Genomic DNA, 19,810 nt, shown 5'->3' with positions numbered 1-19,810 from the left:
CGGTAGCGGGGACAAATCGGAGGTTTTTTATTTAAAACGGTCCCACAAACAGGAGAGACACACTCTCGTCACACATTCAGGTCAGCTCAGGCACTTAGCGCATAGCTCAGCATCGCCTGCAGCTTGCTGTCGAAGAACCAGGGCAGCAGCACCATCAAGAGGCCCACCACCCCGGCCAGCCGCTGGCGATATTGCCAGCTGGCAATCAACACCAGGCCGCCGCACAGGGTTGTCAGGATGCCTGACATAGCTGTGCCTCACGCTGCACCCGGCGTTGCTGGGCCCACTGGTTCATGGCGACGGAACCCAGGATCAACGCCAGTGCGACACCCGTGGTGGACTGGATCTGCTCGCCGAGGAACAGGGCACCCAGCATGACGCCGAACAGCGGCACCAGATAGTTGCTGAAGGAGGCGAAGGTCGGGCCTGCCTTCTGGATCAGCGCCATGTAGAGGAAGTAGACCAGACCGGTACAGAAGATGCCCAGTACGGCGATGGCGTTGATGGCCTGGCTGCTCGGCATGGCCAGGCTGCTCAGATCGGCGACGAAGGGTGCGGCAATCAGCAGCTGGGTGGCAGAGGAGATCAGGATGTTGCGGGCCACCACGACCGGATGGTCTTTGGCAAAGCGCTTGATCATCAGCAGGCCGATGGCGAAGCAGCTGGCGCCGAACAGGATGGCCATGGAGCCGAGCAGGCCGGCGTTCATGCCCTGGGAGAGTTTCGGCCAGAACAGGGTGAGCACACCGGCAAAGCCGATGACCACGGAGAGCAGGCCGCTCTTGGTGATTCTTTCACCAGAAATAAACAGCGGTGCCATCAGGATGGTGACAAACGGGATACAACCCATCACCACGGCGGCGATGGCGCTATCCACATACTGCTGACCCCAGGCCACCATGATGAAGGGGATGGTGGCATCCAGCAGGGCGATCAGCATGTAGGTACGCCACGGGGTGTGCTCGCTCTTGAGACGCATGAACAGGCAGAGCAGACCCAGGGTCAGGCTGCCGCACAGGGCACGACCGGCAGCCACCAGGATGGGGGGCAACTCGGCAACGGCCTGGTGCATGAAGATGAACTGGGAACCCCACAGCAGGCCAATGGCCAGCAATAACAAATAGCTACGCATTTTAATCTCCGATGTATTGAGCCTGCGCATTCTAGGTAATCTGTTACTATGTCAAAAATGAATTGTTGGCATTCAACTATGGTCATTATCGATGGAAACCTCCCTCTCCCGCCTCGACCTTAACCTGCTCACCGTGTTCGACATGCTGATGCAGGAGCGCAACGTCACCCGTGCCGCCGAGCGGCTGCACCTCTCCCAGTCCACCGTCAGCCACGCCCTGGGGCGGTTGCGAACGGCGCTCGACGATCCGCTGTTTGTCATGAGCCGTCGCGAGATGATGTCGACCGAGCGGGCCAAGGCGCTGGCCGGGCCGGTGCGTCAGGCGCTCGCCATGCTGGAGCAGGGGTTGCGTCAGGCCAAGGGGTTCGATCCCGCCAGCGCACGACGGATCTTTCGCATCGCCACCCCGGGATCGGTAGAGCATGGTCTGGTCCCCGTGCTGGTGGACCGGCTGTACCGGCAGGCGCCTCACTGTCGGCTGGAGGTGTGCGAGCTGGCGGACAGCGACTACGAACGGGAGCTGGAGAAGGGAGAGCTGGATCTGGTGATCGGGTTTGCCGGCGCCAACCACCTCTCGCCCCGGCTGTGGCGCGAGGACTGGTTCAACAACCCGCTGGTCTGCCTGTCACCGCTGGGCAGCGAATTGCCCGATGCACTGGGCCCGCACGAGCTGGTCAGCCGACCCCATATTCACACCTCCAGCTGGGGTCACAGCCAGGCCATGGTGGAGCTCTGGCTGGCCCGGTTCGGGGTGGAGCGTGAACTGGGGGTCAGGTTGCCGAGCTTTATGGCGGTGCCGCCGCTGATGGCGACCGGCCGCTATCTTGTTGTGGTGCCCGAGATGATCGGGCGCCACTTCTGCCGCTACTATCCGCTGCGCCTCCATCAGCTGGATCCCGCCATCCCCATCGTCTATCTGATGGCGGGCCACCCGCTCACCGCCCACGACGAGGCGATCGGCTGGTTCAAGAGTCTGCTGCACCGGATCGCCTTCGACCTCTATGGCGACGATGCGCTGGGCTCTCCCGCTCAGCGTAGCCTGGTGAAGTAGTCGAGTCCCAAGGAGCCCTTCACCTCGGCCAGCACCTCGCCGGTGAGAAGGCGGGCTTGCTCCGTGCCCTGATAGAGCAACGCCAGCAGGCTATCTTTGTCGGCGATGGCGGCCTGGCGCCGCTCCCGCATGGGGGCGAGCAGGGTTTGCAGGCAGTCGTTGAGCACCTGCTTGCAGCGTATGTCTCCCAAGCCGCCGCGCTGGTAGTGGGCCTTCATCTCGGCTACCAGCGTCTTGTCGGGATGGAAGGCATCCAGATAGGCGAACACAATATTGCCCTCCACCCGCCCCGGATCGCTCACCCTGAGGTGGTCCGGGTCGGTATACATGGCGAACACCGCCTGTTTGATCTCGTCGCTCGACATGCCGAGCTCTATGGTGTTGCCGAGGGACTTGGACATCTTGGCCTTGCCGTCTATGCCGGGCAGGCGGCCGGTGTCGCTGAGGATCGGCTGGCATTCGGTCAGCACCTCCCTGCCCACCAGACCGTTGAAGCGGCGCACTATCTCGTTGGTCTGCTCCAGCATCGGCAGCTGATCCTCGCCCACTGGCACATGGGTGGCGCGAAAGGCGGTGATGTCGGCGGCCTGGCTGACCGGGTAGACCAGAAAACCGGCCGGCAGGCTGCGCTCGAACCCTTTTTGCTGGATCTCCGCCTTGACGGTGGGGTTGCGCTCCAGCCGGGCGACGCTGACCAGATTGAGGTAATAGGTGGTGAGCTCGGCGAGGGCGGGCAGGGCACTTTGCAGGCAGAAGGTGGTCCTGGCGGGGTCGAGACCGGCGGCCAGATAGTCGGCCATCACTTCCAGCACGTGATCGGTCACCTTGGCCGGGTTGTGGCCATTGTCGGTCAGCGCCTGCAGATCGGCGATCATCACGAACTGGCGGTAATGGTGCTGGGCCTCGACGCGCTGGCGCAGTGAGCCGACATAGTGGCCTATGTGCAGTTTGCCGGTGGGGCGATCGCCGGTCAGGATAACGGGGTTTTGCATGTCACTCTCTCCAGTTGGGGGTGGGCCGGGAGGCGACAAGGGAGTAAAAACAGTTGACCGCCTCTCGGCGGTCACGGTGTTTTCTTCGGGAAAATTTCACATAGAAAAGCAGTGCCGCCTGTTTAGAAGCAGCACCACCAGTAGTTGTGAGTGAAGATGGTCATATTCATGGCAAATCAAGCTACGCCTGTTTGATCACTTCTGCAAGGGCACCACCAGCAGATCGCAGGGCACAGTATTCATCAGCTGGCGGGCGCTGGAGGTGAGCAGGCTCCAGAAGCTCTGGCGATGGCCGCACACCAGCAGGTCGATCTGGTAATCCTTGACCGCCTGGTTGACCCGCTCGCTGAGGTCGCCGCAGATCACCAGCTTCTTCTCGATGGGGTAGTCCACCGAGGCCAGGAAGGTCTCCAGCTTCTCCTTCGCCTCGGCGATCACCTGATCCTGCACGTTGTCGATGTCGATATCGATCATCTCGGTGTAGAGGTCCTTGAGGTCCACATCGACATGGATCACCGACAACTTGGCGCCGTTGGAACGGGCCCGATCGACCGCCTTCTCGATCACCTTGCGGTTGTCTTCCGACAGATCGATCGCGGCCAGAATGTGTTTGTAATAGGTTCCACTCATGGGATATCTCCTCACTGATCCTGAGCCCACTATACCAATCTCCGCTGAAACTAAAATGGTGCCGAGGGCACAGTTTAGGGATTTGAACGGGCTTGAATGGTTGTCAGGAGCGTGCGCTTGCTCGCAGCAACAGCATTGTTTGTACATTAAATAAACAATAGTTTGAAGCGGGTCACATCCCCCGGCTTGCTCGGCGGCAGGGAGAGGCATAGGATGTGCCCGTGCTTCGCAATGAACACAAAACAACAAAAAGCATTTGAATACCGCTTTGGGGAGCCTCGGCTCCCTTTTGTTTTTCTGCCGTTTTTCTTCTCCGGAATCCGTCCGGTATCAAGGTAATCTCCCTGCGCTTGGTTATGCTGTAGCCAATTCCCTTGGAGACACCGTCATGATCATTACTCCCCAGATCCAGGGCTGCGTCGCCCGCAACTGCCACCCCATCGGCTGCCGGGCCGCCGTGCAGCAGCAGATCGCCAGTGTCAGGGCCGCAGGCCCGTTCAACGGGCCCAAACGGGTGCTGGTGCTGGGGGCTTCGTCCGGTTTCGGGCTGGCGTCGCGCATCGCGCTCACCTTCGGCGCTGGTGCCGACACCATAGGTATCTCGTTCGAGCGCGGCCCCTCCGACAAGGGGCTTGGCAGCGCCGGCTGGTACAACAACATCTGGTTTCGGCAGGCGGCGGAGCAGGCCGGACGCATCGCCATCAACCTGATCGGTGACGCTTTTTCCGACACCATGCGCCAGCAGGCCATCGAGACCATTCGCCAGCAGCTCGGGCAGGTGGATCTGGTGATCTACTCGCTGGCGAGCGGCATCCGGGTGTTGGCCGATGGTAGCCAGGTGCGTTCCGTGCTCAAGAGCACGGGCCAGCCCTTCAGCGGCTGGGGGCTGGATCTGGAGCGCGATGCCCTGGTGCAGCAATCCCTGGCGCCGGCTACCCCGGAGGAGATCCGCGATACCGTCACCGTGATGGGGGGCGAGGATTGGCAGCTCTGGTTGCAGGCGCTGCAGCAGGCGGATTGCCTGGCGCCCGGCGCCCAGACGGTGGCCTACTCCTATATCGGCCCCGAATCGACCTATCCCCTCTATCGGGACGGCACCATCGGTTATGCCAAGGAGCATCTGCATGCCACCGCCGAGACCATCAACCTGCAACTGGCACAAATCGGTGGCCACGCCTGGGTGTCGGTGTGCAAGGCGCTGGTGACCAAGGCGAGTGCCTATATTCCGGTGCTGCCGGTTTATCTCGGCCTGCTGATGGGGGTGATGAAGGAGCGCGGGGTGCACGAAGGCTGTATCGAGCAGATGCAGCGGCTGTTTGCCGGCAAGATGTACGGGCCCAATGGGGTGGTGGCCGATGGCAACCGGCTGATCCGGATGGATGACCACGAGCTGGATCCGGCCATTCAGGCCGCCGTCTCGGCGCTCTGGCCCAAGGTAACGCCGGACAACTTCCACGCCCTGGGGGATTTCGCCGGCCTGCGCCGGGATTTCATGCAGCTCAATGGTTTCGAGCTGACTGGCGTGGATTATGGTGCGCCCGTGGATGTCGCCTCGCTCACCGAGCTGATCCCTTAAGCGAGCAGGAAATGGGATCTCCCTCCCGTTGGCGGGTTGATTCGCAACCTGAGTGTGGCGACAATCGATACCAAATCACAGTGGAGAATCAGTATGTTGGCCCAACCCATGATCGAAAAGTTGAACGAACAGATTAACCTGGAGTTCTACTCCTCCAATCTCTATCTGCAGATGAGCGCCTGGTGCGAAGACAAGGGCTTCGAAGGGGCCGCCACCTTCCTGCGCCAGCACGCGGTCGAGGAGCGCCAGCATATGGAGCGTCTGTTCACCTATGTGAGCGAGACCGGCGCCATGCCCAAGCTGGGTGCCATCGATGCGCCTCCCCACGAGTTCAAGTCGCTGGGTGACGTGTTCCGCACCACCCTGGAGCATGAATACCACATCACCAAGTGCATCAACGGCCTGGCTCATGTGGCCTTCACCACCCAAGACTACTCCACCTTCAACTTCCTGCAGTGGTATGTGGCCGAGCAGCACGAAGAGGAGAAGCTGTTCAAGAGCATCGTCGATCGCCTGGGTCTGGTGGGCGAGGATGGCAAGGGCCTCTACTTCATCGACAAGGAGCTGGCCGAGCTGGCCAAGGGCGCGCCGGCCAGCATCATGGACGGCAACGCCTGATAGTCGTGGACACTTAGTGTTCAGCCAGTACAATGACGGCCCTTTTACGGGCCGTTTTCTATTGTCTCGGGGCGAAAACCGCAGTGGTGGTGGCCGCCGGGCACAATGGCGACCCTGCTGTATTTCCCTGGGCCGTGTTGGTTGGTCGTTTGATGAGTAAGGCTGTGATGATGCAAGTGGATGTGGTGGTGATCGGGGCCGGTGCGGCCGGGCTGATGTGTGCGGCGCAGGCGGGCTATCGGGGCCGTTCCGTGCTGGTGCTCGACAATGCCAAGAAACCGGGCCGCAAGATCCTCATCAGCGGCGGTGGCCGCTGCAACTTCACCAACCATCAAGCGGGGGCCCACGCCTACCTCTCCGCCAATCCCCACTTCAGCAAGTCGGCGCTGGCCCGTTACACCCAGCAGGATTTCATCGATCTGGTGGATCGCCACGGGGTCAACTATCACGAGCGCACCCTGGGGCAGCTGTTCTGCCTCGAGAGCGCCAAGGATATCGTCGACGTGCTGCTCACCGAGTGCGACTGGGCCGGGGTGACCCTGCAGTGCCAGACCGAGATCCTCGCCGTCAGCAAGGGTGACGAGGGCTTCGTGCTGGCGACCAGCAAGGGAGAGGTGCGTTGCCACTCGCTGGTGGTGGCCACCGGCGGCCTCTCCATGCCCAAGCTCGGCGCCACCCCTTATGGCTTCAAGCTGGCGGAGCAGTTTGGCCTCAAGGTACTGCCGACCCGTGCCGGTCTGGTGCCCTTCACCCTGCATCAGGCCGAAAAAGAGGCCTTTGCCGATCTGGCGGGCATCAGCCTGCCGGTGGCGGTGACCGCCGAGGATGGCACCCGCTTCAAGGAGGCCATGCTGTTCACCCACCGTGGCCTCTCCGGCCCCGTCATTCTGCAGATCTCCTCTTACTGGCACGCCGGCGAGAAGATCCACATCAACCTGCTGCCGGAGCTCGACATTGCGGCCGCCCTGCGGGAGTGGGTCCAGGCCCATCCAGCCCAGGAGCTGAAAACCGTGCTGGGGCGCGAGTTGCCCAAGCGCTTCGTCGACAAGCTGGTGGAGCTGGGCCAGCTCGACAGCAAGCCGATGCGCCAGTACAACGAGCGGGAGCTGGAGGCTATTGCCACCCTGCTGGGAGACTGGCAGATCCTGCCCAACGGCACCGAGGGGTATCGCACCGCCGAGGTAACCCTGGGGGGCGTCGACACCAATGAGCTCTCCTCCAAGACCATGGAGGCGCGCAAGGTGCCCGGCCTCTACTTCGTCGGCGAAGTGGTGGATGTGACCGGTTGGCTCGGCGGCTACAACTTCCAGTGGGCCTGGTCCTCCGGCTGGGTCGCCGGTCAATACTGCTGATCGCCGGCAGCGTTGTGATTGCCGCCGGTTTACTAACGGAATAGGGCATGTTTGCCGCTTTTTTATGCGACGGTTTCCGACCTGCCAGAGATTGGTATAGAGTGGTTGTTCACTCTTTCATCCGGGAGGGCGCCTCTGCACAGGTGTCCTCCGTCTCTCGGGGGCAACATGTACGAACGCTTGGATGGCATTGATGTCGCGGCCTGGTCGATGACAAGAACGGAGGTGGCCGATGTTTGAGAGCCTGGGGGTCATCAACGTCTGGACCTATCTGGTGGGTCTTTTCTTCATCATCATAGCGCCGGGCCCCAACTCGTTTTACGTGCTGCGCACCGGCGCCAGCCGTGGCATTGGGCCGGGATATCGCGCCGCTCTTGGGGTATTCGTCGGCGATGCCATCCTGATCTTCTGCGCCTATCTGGGGGTCGCCTCCCTCATCCGTACCACCCCCCTGCTGTTCACCCTGGTGCGTTACCTCGGCGCCATCTATCTGCTCTATCTGGGGGTGAAGATACTGCACGCCAACTTCATCGCCAGACGGGAAGGAGAGGAGTCCGAGATAGACGCGGGAGAGCGCTATTTCAGCAAGGCCCTGACCTTAAGCCTCACCAACCCCAAGGCGATCCTGTTCTACGTCTCCTTTTTCGTGCAGTTCATCGACTTCAATTATGCCCACACCTGGCTCTCCTATCTGGTGCTGGCGGGCATGCTGGAGGCGATGAGCTTCGTCTATCTGAGCCTGCTGATCTTCGGCGGTACCCTGATGGCCCGTTTCTTTGCGCGCAAGGTGCGCCTCGCCAAGCTGGGCAACGGTCTCATCGGCCTCTTCTTTATGGGGTTTGCGGCCAGGTTGGCCACCCTCTCCTGATGAGGATTGTTTGTCAGGCCCCGCGTGCTGGCGCGGGGCTTTTTCGTTTCTGGCGCGGTGACTCGCCCTCTCTCCTTGATCCCGGTCAGCGGTGGCCGAGCTCACCATCCCTATAGTGGGCTCCTACTTGTCGCGGTCTTGAGGTATCCATGCTTGAAAATCAGATGATGCTGCTGGCGGTGTTCGAACGGGCCGCCCTGATGCTGATGACCCTGTTCTTCCTGACCCGTACCCGGCCATTCCAGCGCCTGTTTCAGAAGCGGGATCACACTCCGGCCGAACTGGTGCTGGTCGCCGCCATCTTCTGCCTGTTTGCGGTGTTCAGCACCTATACCGGCATCCCCATAGAGGGGGCGCTCATCAACGTGCGGATCATCGCCATCATTTCGGGCGGCATCCTGTTCGGCCCCTGGGTCGGCATTCCGGCCGGGGTCATCTCGGGGTTGCACCGCTACCTCATCGACATGGATGGTCACACTTCCATCCCCTGCCTTATCGCCAGCATCATCGCAGGTCTGCTGGCCACCTGGCTGCACCTGAGATGCCGCAAGTCGCGGCTCTGGCTCTACGGCATTCTGGCGGGGATGGCCTGCGAGGGGCTGACCATGCTGCTCATCTGGCAGCTGACCGAGCCCCATGCGGTGGGGGTGGAGATCGTCAACCACATCGCCTATCCGATGATCGCCGGGACGCTATGCATCGGCCTCATCATCAAGCTGGTGCAGGATCTGGATGACGAGAAGGAGCTGATCGCCGCCAAGCAGGCCAAGCTGGCGCTGGATATCGCCAACCAGACCCTGCCGTTTTTCCAGAACATCGACCGCCACTCCCTGAGCCAGGTGTGTGACGTCATCCGGCGCGAGATCAGCGCCGATGCGGTGGCCATCACCGATACCCATGACGTGCTGGCTTATGTGGGGGTGGGCAAGGATTACTACGCGCTGGACGAGCATCACGCCATCAGCGGCATGACCCGCAAGGCGGTGCTGCTCGACCAGATCATCATCAACAACGATCTGCGCCAGTATCACCTCTCCGATTTCCACTCGGTCATCATTATTCCGCTGCGAGAAAACGGCGCCGTCAGCGGTACTCTCAAGATCTACTATCGCCGCACCCACAGCATCACCAGTTCTCTCAAGGAGATGGCGGTGGGCCTCTCCCAGCTCATCTCCACCCAGATGGAGGTGTCGCGCATCGAGCAACTCAAAGAGATGACCCGCAAGGCGGAGTTCACCGCGCTGCAGAGCAAGATCAACCCGCACTTCCTGTTCAACGCTCTCAACGCCATCTCGTCGCTGATCCGCATCCGTCCCCAGCAGGCGCGCCAGCTCATCGCCAACCTGGCGGACTACCTGCGTTACAACCTCAACAAGGGGGACACCCTCATCGATATCCAGGAGGAGCTGCAGCAGGTGCGCGACTACGTGGCCATCGAGCAGGCCCGCTTCGGCGACAAGCTGGAGGTGGTGTTCGAGGTGGACGACGTGCACATCCAGGTGCCGAGCCTGCTGTTGCAGCCGCTGGTGGAAAACGCCATCCTGCACGGCATCCAGCCCCGCAGCGCGCTGGGTCGGGTCACCATCGAGGTGAAACAGCTGGCGGGTGGCATCCGGGTGGCGGTGCGGGACACGGGGTTCGGCATCAGCCAGGCGGTGATCGACGGGGTCGCCGCTGGCCGGGTGGAGAGCCGCAGCATCGGCCTGATGAACGTGCATCAGCGAGTCAAGCTGCTCTACGGGGACGGCCTGCACCTCAAGCGGCTGGAGCCGGGTACCGAAGTGAGTTTCTATCTGCCGGATCAGGAGTCGATGCCATGTTGAAGGCCATCATAGTGGAAGATAAGTGTCTGACTTGTGAGGCGTTGTCATGTTGAAAGCCATTATTGTCGAGGATGAGTATTTGATGCGGGAGGAGCTGGCCTCTCCTGCGTTCCCTCAGGGGGCAATGCCATGCTGAAAGCCATCATAGTGGAAGACGAATACCTCGCCCGCGAGGAGCTGGCCTATCTGGTGGGGCAGCACAGCACCATCGAGATAGTGGCGAGCTTCGAGGACGGGCTGGAGGCGTTCAAGTACCTGCAGGATCACGAGGTGGACGTGGTCTTCCTCGACATCCAGATCCCTGCCATCGATGGCCTGCTGCTGGCCAAGAATCTGCACAAGTCCAGCCACCCGCCCCACATCGTCTTCGTCACCGCCTACAAGGAGTTTGCGGTGGAGGCGTTCGAGCTGGAGGCGTTTGACTACATCCTCAAGCCCTACAACGAACCGCGTCTCATCAGCCTGCTGCAAAAGCTCGAGCTGGCTGACAAGGTTCAGGCGGATCTTGTGGTCGAGCCGAGGGCGCCACAGAATCGCACCGTCAACCTGGTGAAGGGGGAGCGCATCATAGTCACCCCCTGCGAGCAGATCTACTACGCGGAAGCCGACGAAAAGCTCACTCATGTCTACACCCGCGATGACCGTTACGTGATGACCATGACCCTCAGCGAGTTCGTCAGCCGGCTGCCTGCCGAAGGGTTCTTCCGCTGCCACCGCTCCTACTGCGTCAACATCAACAAGATCCGCGAGATAGTGCCCTGGTTCAACAGCACCTATCTCATCCGGCTCCATGACCTGCCGTTCGAGGTGCCGGTCAGCCGCAGCAACATCAAGGCGTTCCGTCAGCTGATGCGCCTCTGATTGTCATTCATTCCCGCCGATCTGCATTTCATGCCTTAATCGGTCGGCGGGAGTGGCGTCTTGCCTATAGTGGCCCCAGTTTCCTTAAGGCCATTGACCGAGACGCATCATGACCAAAGAGATGAATCGCACCCGCTACCTCACCCTGTTGGGGACCATCATCACCCAGTTCGCGCTGGGATCCGTTTACACCTGGAGCCTGTTCAACGCCCAGCTCTCAGACAAGCTGGACGAGCCGGTCAGCCAGGTTGCCTTCGCCTTCGGCCTGCTCAGCCTGTCGCTTGCGGTCGCCTCCTCCCTGGCGGGCAAGCTGCAGGAGCGGTTCGGGGTGCGCAACGTCACCCTGGGGGCCGGCGTGCTGCTCGGCATCGGCTTCTTCCTCACCGCCCACGCCAGCAACCTGGCGATGCTCTACCTCTGCGCCGGCATCCTGGTCGGTTTTGCCGACGGTACCGGTTACCTGATGACCCTCTCCAACTGCGTGAAGTGGTTCCCGGAGCGCAAGGGGCTCATCTCCGCCTGCTCCATCGGTGCCTATGGCCTCGGCAGCCTGGGCTTCAAGTACATCAACCTGTTGCTGCTCTCCAGCAACGGCCTGGAGACCACCTTCCAGCTGTGGGGGCTGATCGCCATGTCCATGGTGCTGGTGGGTGGCATGCTGATGAAGGATGCGCCCAAGCAGGCGGCCGCCGTGCAGCAGAGCGAGAGCCGCGACTTCACTCTGGCCGAGGCGATGCGCAAGCCGCAGTACTGGATGCTGGCGCTGATGTTCCTCACCGCCTGCATGAGCGGTCTCTACGTCATCGGCGTGGCCAAGGACATCGGCGAGAAGATGGTGGGCCTGCCGGCCGTAGTCGCCGCCAACGCCGTCGCCATCATCGCCATGGCCAACCTGGGCGGCCGGCTGGTGCTGGGTGTCCTCTCCGACAAGATGTCCCGCATCCGTGTCATCACCATCGCCCAGCTGATTACTCTGGCCGGCATGGCGCTGCTGTTGTTCGTGCCGCTCAATGCCAACCTCTTCTTCGTGGCGGTGGCCTGCGTAGCGTTCAGCTTCGGTGGCACCATCACCGTCTACCCTTCGCTGGTGAGCGACTTCTTCGGCCTCAACAACCTGACCAAGAACTACGGCGTCATCTATCTGGGCTTCGGCTTGGGCAGCATCATCGGCTCCATCGTGGCCTCCCTGTTCGGCGGCTTCATGGCGACCTTCAACCTGATCCTGGTGTTGCTGGTGGTGGCGCTGGTGCTCTCCCTCACCATCCGCCTGCCGGCTCCCGTCACTGTCTCTGCCGAACGGGCCTGACTCTTCGTCTGAAGGCAGCACCATAAAAAAGACCCGGGCCAAGGCCCGGGTCTTGTCGTTGGCGCAAGCGGCGCTTAGCGCGGCGGCAGGCCCAGCAGGGCACGCAACTGGTGCGCGGTGGCTTCGACCGTCGGCCAGTCGCGGCCGGTGACGGTGACGTGGCCCATCTTGCGACCGGGACGGGCCTCGCCCTTGCCGTAGAGGTGCAGGTGCACCCCGGGCAGGGCCAGGGCGCCGGCCCAGTCCGGGGTGCCGTCTTGCCACAGATCACCGAGCAGGTTGAGCAGGATGGCGGGTTGCACCTCGGCCTTTGCTGGCAGGGGCAGATCGCACAGGGCGCGTACCTGCAGCTCAAACTGGCTGCAGCCGGCGTTGTCGATGCTGGGATGACCCGAGTTGTGGGGGCGGGGCGCCATCTCGTTGACCAGCAGCTGGCCGCCGACCAGGAAGAACTCCACCGTCAGCACGCCCACGTAGTCGAGGGCGGCGATGATGTGCTCGGCGATGCGCTGAGCCTCGGCCTCCAGGGCAGGCACGTTGGCCGGAGAGCGGGTCTGATCCAGGATGCCGCCGCTGTGCCAGTTCTGCACCAGGGGCAGGGCGCTGATGGCACCGCTCGGGCTGCGCGCCAGCGTCAGGGCAAACTCCCCTTCCAGTGGCAGGCGTTTTTCCAGCACGCAGGGTACGCCGCTGGCGGCCAGGGCGGCCGGCAGCTCGCTGGCCTGGTGAATGGTCCACTGCCCCTTGCCGTCATAACCCTCGCGGGCGGTCTTGAGGATGGCGGGGAAGAGGTGATCCGGCAGCTCGGGCAGCGGCTCGTGGGGCAGCAGGGTCAGGTTCGGCGCGACGGGCACGCCGGCGCGGGCCAGGAAGGCTTTCTCTTCACGGCGATCCTGACAGACGCGCACCGCGCTGGCGGCCGGACGCACCGGCTTGTGCTGTTCCAGCAGGGCCAGGGAGGCGGCGGGCACGTTCTCGAACTCGCAGGTGATGGCCTCACAGCGGCGGGCAAGTTCGGCCAGGGCATCGGCGTCGTCATAGGCTGCGATGATCTGATCATCGGCAGCGGCGCCGGCGATGCTGGCGGGATCCGGATCCAGCACGATGACCTGATAGCCGAGGCGATGGGCAGACATCACGAAGTAGCGGCCGAGCTGGCCGCCGCCGAGCATGCCCAGGGTAGCGGGAGGCAGTATCATGCCGGCTCCTCCAGGGTGAGGGCCAGCACCCGATCGCGCTCCTTGGCGCGAAAGTCGTCGAGCTGCTGATGATAACGGGGAGCGTCGCCGTCCTGAGCGACGGAGAGCAGGGAGACTGCAAACAGGCCGGCGTTGGCGGCACCCGCCTCGCCGATGGCGAAGGTGGCGACCGGTACGCCCTTGGGCATCTGCACGATGGAGAGCAGGGAGTCCATCCCCTTGAGCTGGCGGGTCGGGATCGGCACGCCCAGCACAGGAATCGTGGTCTTGGCGGCCAGCATGCCCGGCAGATGGGCGGCACCGCCGGCACCGGCGATGATGGCGCGCAGGCCGCGTTCGCGGGCGCTGGCGGCGTATTCGAACAGCAGATCCGGGGTGCGGTGGGCCGATACCACGCGCGCTTCGTAGGGAACCCCGTGCTCCTTGAGGATGCGGGCGGCCGCTTGCATGACGGGCCAGTCAGAGTCAGAGCCCATTACCAGGCCGATCAGGGGAGGGGTGCTCATTACTACTCCTTGCAGTCAAACGTTTGTCTCTGGTTGGCAAAACAAGCCGGCATGCCGGCTCAGAATTTCTCGGGTCGCACTATTTCGACCGTTTGCAGGAACGCAATCATAGCGTAATCGGGGTAGTAACGGATCTTAATATGTTTCATCAATCGCTCGGCCTGCTCGCGAGTGCAGATCGCCTCCAGCCTGATATTGCCGCTTTCGCTCCAGCTGGCGTTGCGTTCACCATGGTCTCCCCGGCCCCGGGCGTCCGTGATGGTGTAGCCGCGCAGCCCTTCACGGGTCAGGGTGCGCAGCAGGGTGGGCTCCAGGGTGGCCTCTGTCACTATGGTCAACAGGGTGCGGGTCTCGGTCTGCATATGGCTACTCCATGAAGTGGCGGGCCCAGCTGTGGTAAAGCGGGATCCCCAGCATGATGTTGAACGGGAAGGTGACCCCCAGCACGGCGCTCAGCGACAGCCCGGGATTGGCCTGGGGCAGGGCGATGCGCAGGGTGGCGGGTACGGCAATATAAGAAGCGCTGGCGGCCAGGATGGCAAGCAGGGTCAATCCGCCGAGGGAGAGCCCCATCAGCTTGCCGACGGCCAATCCCAGTCCGGCCGAAGCGAGCGGCATCAGCAGGGCGAAGCCGAGCAGGAACAGGCCATGGCGGCGCAGGTCCTGGCACTGACGCGCGACGATGAGTCCCATTTCCAGCAGGAACAGGGCCAGTGCCCCCTTGAACAGGTCGACAAAGAGCGGTTTGAGGGGAGCGACCCCTTCCGGTCCGGCCAGATAGCCGATGGCCATGCCGCCGAGCAGCAATGTGACTCCCTTGCCGAGGAAGGTCTCGTGGGCCAGCATCCGCCAGCGGGTCTGGCGACTCACACCACGCGCCAGCACTATGCCGACCAGGATGGCCGGGATCTCCATCACTGCCAGGAAGATGGAGAGCTGGGATTCGAAGTCGATGCCGCGCTCGGTGAGCCAGTTCACCCCGACCGCGAAGGTGGCCACGCTGACCGAACCGTAGTGGGCAGCGGTGGCGGCGGCATCGATCCGGTTCATCTTGATACGCAGCAGGGCAAAGCCGAGCAGGGTCTGCACCACGCCGAGCAGGATCACCAGCGCCAGCTGGGGCAGCAGGGGGAGCAGGGATTGCAGGGCCAGACCTACGCCGCCCTTGAGGCCGATGGCCAGCAGCAAAAAGAGGGAGAGAGTATCGTAGAGGGCGGGCGGTAGTTTGAGCTCTGAGCGCACCAAACCGGCCAGCAGGCCAAACAGGAAAAAGAGAACAACAACATCCAACATGATGACTCGCGGGAGCAGTCCACAGGGTGGTTGCATGCTAGAGTGCATGATGTTTCGATAAAATCAGATTTTGATTGATGGTTGTTCGGTAAAAACTGATAAGGGGTCCGATGCTCAACTACAAGCAGCTCTACTACTTCTGGCATGTGGCCCGCAGCGGTGGCGTGACGCGGGCGGCGCAGCAGCTGCATCTGACCCCGCAGACCATCAGCGGCCAGGTGGCCGAGCTGGAGCAATCCCTCGGCGTGGCGCTGTTCAACAGGGTGGGCAGGCGGCTCGTGCTGACGGCGGCCGGCCGCCAGGCGCTCGAACAGGCCGGGGCCATCTTCTCGCTCGGCGCCGAGCTGGAGCACTCCTTGCGCCACGCCAGCCAGGAGCTGACCATGCAGGTGGGGATTACCGCGTCAGTCCCCCGCACCCTGGCGTTCGAACTGCTGGCGCCGGCCATGGCACTGGCGACCCCGCTTCGGCTGATCTGTCATGAGGAACGGCCAGACCAGCTCTTCAGCGAGCTGGCCAGACACAAATTGGACATGGTGCTGACCGACCGCCCGCTGCCCCCCGACAGCGGCATCCGCGGCTATAACCACGAGCTGGGGCGCAGCCCGCTGGCCCTGTTTGCCAGCCCGGCGCTGGCGGCGCAGGCCCGCAAGGGGTTTCCCGCCGCGCTGGAGGGGTTGCCTGTGCTGATCCCGGGTGAAAAGTCGGTGACTCATGATCGCTTGCTGGCCTGGTATCACCAGCAGGGTATCCATCCCCACCTGGTCGGCCAGTTCGATGACTCCGCCCTGATGAAGTCGTTTGGCAAGGCGGGGATGGGGATCTTTCCGGCTCCGCTCGCCATGGGGGAGGAGATAACCCGCGTCTATGGTGTCGAACGGATTGCCACCCTGCCCGAGGTCACCCTCTCCTACTATCTGGTCTCGGCTGGTCGTCATCTCTCCCACCCCGGCGTGAAGGCTGTGATGGAGGGGGCCAGCCAGCGATTGGCTGCGCTGGAAAATAAAAAATAGAAATCTGGATGGCTATACATCCGATATGCGTCTGCCTATAATCCCCCCGCTTTGGCGCATCATGCTTAATAGGGAATCCGGTGAAAATCCGGAGCTGGCGCGCAGCGGTAAGGGGGAACGAAGCGACATCAGGGCACTGCCGTCAGGTGGGAAGCCGTCGCCGTAGGTCATCAGCCCCCCAGCCCGAAGACCTGCCAGAGTTCGTATTTCGGGCCGAGAGAAACCGGCCACGAAGTAGATGCTTACGCGAACTTAAGGATCTCTCATGTCCAAGAAATTATTGGCGGCTGCCCTGTTGCCGACGGCGGCATTTGCCCAGCAGCTGACCATTCCTGTCAATCCCACCATGGTGGTGACCGCCACTCGCGTCGCCCAACCTGCTTCCAGCGTACTGGCTCCCGTCAATGTGATCAGCCGGGACGAGATCGATCGCCTGCAAGCCCAGACCGTGACCGATGTGGTCAAGACCCTGCCCGGTGTGGAAGTGGTCAGCAATGGTGGCCGCGGTCAACTGAGCTCGCTGCGGGTGCGCGGCGGTACCTCTTCCCAGACGCTGGTGCTGGTGGACGGCGTGCGCAGCGCCTCTCTGACCGCCGGCATGACCGAACTCAACAACCTGCCGCTCAATCAGGTCGAGCGGATCGAATATATTCGCGGCCCGCGTGCATCCATCTATGGCTCCGATGCCATCGGCGGGGTGATCAACATCATCACGCGCCCCGAGCAGGGTACCAACCAGCACAAGTTCAACCTGGGGGCTGGTTCCAATCAACAGCGCCAGGCGGCGTTCAGCAGCGCCAGCCAGGTGGGCGAGGCGGGTCAGCTCAAGGTCGCTGGCGGCTTTGACGACGAGTCCGGCTACAACGTACATCCTCTGCCCGGTATCAATGATGGCGATCGTCATGGCCACCGCGGTTATAACGCCATGCTGGACTATCAGCAGGCGCTCACTGACAACTGGGATCTGTTCGGGACGACCCGCTGGTTCCGCAACGTTGCCCAGTACGACAGTTCGTCCGCTGCTTCTGCCTGGGGGCCGGCGAATCATCAGCGCAATGAAACCTGGACCGAGAACCAGAGCTACCAGCTCGGTTCCCGCTATCACGATGATCGTTACCTGAGCGAGCTGCGCGGCGCCTTTTCCAAGCAGGACGCCTACGACTATCCGGACAACAGCGGTCGCGATCAGGCCGTTAACCGCACCTATACCCGCCAGTACAGCCTGAACTGGGTCAACAGCTTCAAGGTGAACGAGTTCTGGACCCTGGGTGGCGGGGCCGACTGGCAGCGCGACATGCTGGATGATCGCTCCCGCTCCTCCGGCGCCACCTATCCGACTGACGCCAAAGAGCGTGACAACACCGGCCTCTATGCCCTCGCCCAGTTTGACAACCAGACCTGGCAGGCCGAGTTGAGCGGACGCAGCGACGACAACGAGCAGTTTGGCCGTCACAATACCTGGCAGACTGGAGCGGGCTGGCGTTTCGCAGAGGATTACCGTCTCAGTGCCCGTTACGGCACCGGCTTCCGTGCACCGACTTTCAACGATCTCTACTATCCGGGCTCCGGCAACAGCAAGCTGAAGCCGGAAGAGTCGAAGAGCAGCGAATTGATGCTGGATGGTCAGACCGCCGGGGTGGAGTGGCGCCTGACCGGCTATCGCAACGATTTCGAGCAGATGATCCAGTGGGCCCCCGATAGCCAGGGGATGTGGACGCCGCAAAACGTGGGCAAGGCACGGATCGAAGGGGTCGAGCTGGAAGGGGAGTTCGCTACCGGCTGGTTGAGCCATCGGGTCTCTGCCGAATACAAGGATCCCAAAGACAGGATCACCGACAAACAGCTGCAGCTGATCTCCCGCAAGGGCGCCAAGTGGGTGACAGAGGCGCAGTGGCAGCAGTTTGACGGCTCCCTGAGCTGGATTTACCAGGGCGAGCGCTATGGCAACGCGGCCAACACCACCGAGCTGGGTGGTTACAGCGTGTGGAATCTGGCGGTGGGTTACAAAGTGACGCCGGCGCTGAAGGTCTCCGGCAAGATCAACAACCTGCTGGACAAGGAGTATCAGACCGCGGTCGGCTATCCGGCTGATGAGCGCGCTTACTACATCACCGTGGATTACTCCCTGTAAGCCCTATCCGTCTGATCGGAAAAAAACCGGGGCCCTGCCATTGGCAGGGCCTTTTCTATTGGCCGCGGCCGGGAGTATGATCGCCCCCTTGCACCAAAGGGGGAGCTCAAGTGGCCAATATTCTCGTGTTTGATTCCGGTATGGGTGGCCTCACCATCTATCGCGAGATCCGCCGCGTCCTGCCGGCCCACAACTATTTCTACTGTTTCGACAACGCCAACTTCCCCTATGGCGAACTGAGCGAACCCGATCTGATCGCGGTCTGTACCGGTCTGGTCAGTCACATGGTGACAGTACATGCCATCGACCTGGTGGTGATCGCCTGCAACACAGCGAGCACCATAGCGTTGCCCGCGCTGCGTGCCGCACTGGCCATTCCGGTCGTGGGAGTCGTGCCCGCCATCAAGCCGGCAGCCGCCCTGACCCGCAATGGTTGCATCGGTCTTCTGGCAACGCCCGGCACGGTCAGCCGCCACTATACCCAGGAGTTGATCGCCCAGTTTGCCCCCGGCAAGCGGGTGCTGCTCAAAGGCACGACAGAGCTGGTTATCGAGGCCGAGCACAAGCTGGCCGGACTGCCGGTCAACATGCCGCTGCTGCGCGAAGTCCTGGCTGAGTGGCTGGAAGGGGAGTGCACGCCGGATACGCTGGTGCTGGGTTGTACCCACTTCCCGTTATTGAATGAGGAGATCCAGCAACTGATGCCAGGGTGCCGGCTCGTCGATTCGGGTTGCGCGGTGGCCAAACGGGTGGCCTGGTTGCTGGCCAACGGGGGCCATGCCGCTTCCGGCCAGATTCACTGCAATGAGGTGATTGCTCGGGCTTATTGCACCCGGCTGGATGGGGAGGCTCAAAAACTGACAGCCCCCTTGCAAGCATGGGGGCTGTCATCGTTGGAAGAGGTGCGTTACTGAGGTATTCCGACACTCAGATCAGGCGTCAGCCTCGCCACCTTCCTTCTCTTCTTTATCCCGCTTGTCGTTGGCTTCGCGTACCTTCAGGGTGCGCTGTTGATACTCCTTGTCATTCAAGGCTGCAATCGCCTTGGCAGCATCGGCGGCGGGCATCTCCACAAAGCCAAATCCTCTGCGCTTGCCGGTCGCCTTGTCTTTCATCAAGCGAACGGAAATCACCTGGCCTTGCTCGGCAAACAATTCGCGCACGGCGATCTCGTTGGCCCGATATGGCAGGTTGCCTACATATAAGGTGCATGTCTCCTGATTGGCGACCGCTTCAGCGGCATTGGCCGGGGAACGCTTCAGGCAGAGCGGGACGATAAAACCGCCGATAGCCAGGCCCACGGCAAAAATAACTTCCGCCTTCAAAGAAAACTGCAGGGCTTGAGCAACCAGATAACCGATAACTGCCAATACCAGTGCAAGGATGGCGGCCTGCACATAGACGGGAAATTTGGATAAATTCATCTTAAAAGACCTTTTGTAAATGAAAGCAAAAAAGG

20 protein-coding genes and 1 riboswitch are annotated in these 19,810 nt (G+C 62.1%); of the genes, 11 read left to right on the top strand and 9 right to left on the bottom strand.

The window, feature by feature from the left end; genetic code table 11:
• Positions 1-86: 86 nt before the first annotated feature.
• Together MRK42_RS21050 and MRK42_RS21045 are read right to left on the bottom strand one after the other, a co-directional pair.
• The gene (locus MRK42_RS21050) at positions 87-248 is read right to left on the bottom strand and encodes a hypothetical protein (protein WP_124238287.1); all 162 of its coding nucleotides are present in this window, start codon (positions 246-248) and stop codon (positions 87-89) included.
• Positions 233-1,132, bottom strand: coding sequence for an EamA family transporter (locus MRK42_RS21045; protein ID WP_042026798.1), 900 nt, complete (start codon positions 1,130-1,132; stop codon positions 233-235). Before MRK42_RS21045 ends, MRK42_RS21050 begins: the two co-directional genes overlap by 16 nt.
• 91 nt (positions 1,133-1,223) lie before the next feature.
• On the opposite strand from MRK42_RS21045, the gene MRK42_RS21040 reads away from it, so the two are divergent.
• Complete coding sequence (locus tag MRK42_RS21040) at positions 1,224-2,183, top strand: LysR family transcriptional regulator (protein ID WP_354688659.1); 960 nt, start codon at positions 1,224-1,226, stop codon at positions 2,181-2,183.
• Here MRK42_RS21040 and trpS read toward each other — a convergent pair.
• Together trpS and MRK42_RS21030 are read right to left on the bottom strand one after the other, a co-directional pair.
• Positions 2,162-3,175, bottom strand: a complete 1,014-nt coding sequence (gene trpS / locus MRK42_RS21035; protein ID WP_354688658.1) for a tryptophan--tRNA ligase — start codon at positions 3,173-3,175, stop codon at positions 2,162-2,164. The two genes, MRK42_RS21040 and trpS, sit on opposite strands and share 22 nt — an antisense overlap.
• Before the next feature lie 195 nt (positions 3,176-3,370).
• Positions 3,371-3,805, bottom strand: coding sequence for a universal stress protein (locus MRK42_RS21030; protein ID WP_026456230.1), 435 nt, complete (start codon positions 3,803-3,805; stop codon positions 3,371-3,373).
• 388 nt (positions 3,806-4,193) lie between these two features.
• Here MRK42_RS21030 and fabV point away from each other — a divergent pair, with 388 nt between their 5' ends.
• The 7 genes from fabV to MRK42_RS20995 all read left to right on the top strand — a co-directional run bounded on the left by fabV (position 4,194) and on the right by MRK42_RS20995 (position 12,209).
• Positions 4,194-5,381 carry an enoyl-ACP reductase FabV gene (fabV, locus tag MRK42_RS21025; RefSeq protein ID WP_354688657.1) on the top strand — a complete coding sequence of 396 codons (1,188 nt, stop codon included), beginning with the start codon at positions 4,194-4,196 and terminating at the stop codon, positions 5,379-5,381.
• 93 nt (positions 5,382-5,474) lie between these two features.
• Positions 5,475-5,999: a non-heme ferritin gene (gene ftnA / locus MRK42_RS21020; protein ID WP_201942820.1), complete on the top strand. Its 525-nt coding sequence runs from the start codon at positions 5,475-5,477 to the stop codon at positions 5,997-5,999.
• A 167-nt stretch (positions 6,000-6,166) separates the two neighbouring features.
• The gene (locus MRK42_RS21015) at positions 6,167-7,351 is read left to right on the top strand and encodes an NAD(P)/FAD-dependent oxidoreductase (RefSeq protein ID WP_201942887.1); all 1,185 of its coding nucleotides are present in this window, start codon (positions 6,167-6,169) and stop codon (positions 7,349-7,351) included.
• Between the two features lie 232 nt (positions 7,352-7,583).
• Positions 7,584-8,219, top strand: a complete 636-nt coding sequence (gene leuE, locus MRK42_RS21010) for a leucine efflux protein LeuE (RefSeq protein ID WP_026456335.1) — start codon at positions 7,584-7,586, stop codon at positions 8,217-8,219.
• 149 nt (positions 8,220-8,368) lie between these two features.
• Positions 8,369-10,042, top strand: coding sequence for a sensor histidine kinase (locus MRK42_RS21005; RefSeq protein ID WP_354688656.1), 1,674 nt, complete (start codon positions 8,369-8,371; stop codon positions 10,040-10,042).
• Positions 10,043-10,171: 129 nt separating this feature from the next.
• Positions 10,172-10,903: a LytTR family DNA-binding domain-containing protein gene (locus MRK42_RS21000; RefSeq protein WP_354688655.1), complete on the top strand. Its 732-nt coding sequence runs from the start codon at positions 10,172-10,174 to the stop codon at positions 10,901-10,903.
• Between the two features lie 109 nt (positions 10,904-11,012).
• Positions 11,013-12,209 carry an MFS transporter gene (locus MRK42_RS20995; protein WP_354688654.1) on the top strand — a complete coding sequence of 399 codons (1,197 nt, stop codon included), beginning with the start codon at positions 11,013-11,015 and terminating at the stop codon, positions 12,207-12,209.
• Positions 12,210-12,283: 74 nt separating this feature from the next.
• Here MRK42_RS20995 and MRK42_RS20990 read toward each other — a convergent pair whose 3' ends face one another.
• Genes MRK42_RS20990 through MRK42_RS20975 form a run of 4 tightly spaced genes read right to left on the bottom strand, consistent with a single transcriptional unit; the run spans position 12,284 to position 15,207 of the window.
• Entirely contained in the window at positions 12,284-13,408 is a 1,125-nt protein-coding gene (locus MRK42_RS20990) for a 5-(carboxyamino)imidazole ribonucleotide synthase (protein WP_201942813.1), read from the bottom strand.
• A complete protein-coding gene (gene purE / locus MRK42_RS20985; protein WP_354688653.1) occupies positions 13,405-13,914 on the bottom strand; it encodes a 5-(carboxyamino)imidazole ribonucleotide mutase in 510 nt (169 codons plus the stop codon). Before purE ends, MRK42_RS20990 begins: the two co-directional genes overlap by 4 nt.
• A gap of 59 nt (positions 13,915-13,973) precedes the next feature.
• Complete coding sequence (locus tag MRK42_RS20980) at positions 13,974-14,276, bottom strand: transcriptional regulator (RefSeq protein WP_201942809.1); 303 nt, start codon at positions 14,274-14,276, stop codon at positions 13,974-13,976.
• 4 nt (positions 14,277-14,280) lie between these two features.
• Complete coding sequence (locus tag MRK42_RS20975) at positions 14,281-15,207, bottom strand: sodium-dependent bicarbonate transport family permease (RefSeq protein WP_354688652.1); 927 nt, start codon at positions 15,205-15,207, stop codon at positions 14,281-14,283.
• A 110-nt stretch (positions 15,208-15,317) separates the two neighbouring features.
• Here MRK42_RS20975 and MRK42_RS20970 point away from each other — a divergent pair, with 110 nt between their 5' ends.
• From MRK42_RS20970 to murI, 3 genes are all read left to right on the top strand, one after another.
• Positions 15,318-16,220, top strand: a complete 903-nt coding sequence (locus MRK42_RS20970; protein ID WP_043153769.1) for a LysR family transcriptional regulator — start codon at positions 15,318-15,320, stop codon at positions 16,218-16,220.
• A gap of 35 nt (positions 16,221-16,255) precedes the next feature.
• A riboswitch (cobalamin riboswitch) is annotated at positions 16,256-16,434 on the top strand.
• A gap of 51 nt (positions 16,435-16,485) precedes the next feature.
• On the top strand, positions 16,486-18,351 hold the full coding sequence (locus MRK42_RS20965; protein ID WP_354688651.1) for a TonB-dependent receptor: 1,866 nt from the start codon (positions 16,486-16,488) through the stop codon (positions 18,349-18,351).
• A gap of 110 nt (positions 18,352-18,461) precedes the next feature.
• Positions 18,462-19,265, top strand: coding sequence for a glutamate racemase (gene murI, locus MRK42_RS20960; RefSeq protein ID WP_354688650.1), 804 nt, complete (start codon positions 18,462-18,464; stop codon positions 19,263-19,265).
• 18 nt (positions 19,266-19,283) lie between these two features.
• Here the strand turns inward: murI and MRK42_RS20955 are convergent, their stop codons facing one another.
• Positions 19,284-19,775 (bottom strand): RNA-binding protein, encoded by a 492-nt coding sequence (locus MRK42_RS20955; protein ID WP_216993317.1) that lies wholly within the window; start codon positions 19,773-19,775, stop codon positions 19,284-19,286.
• Between the last annotated feature and the right edge of the window lie 35 nt (positions 19,776-19,810).

The sequence above is a fragment of the Aeromonas sp. 19NY04SH05-1 genome (assembly GCF_040581895.1).
GTDB classification, from domain to species: domain Bacteria; phylum Pseudomonadota; class Gammaproteobacteria; order Enterobacterales; family Aeromonadaceae; genus Aeromonas; species Aeromonas enteropelogenes.
Note: the sequence above shows the minus strand (reverse complement) of the source record. Positions and strands in the feature narration are given on the sequence as shown.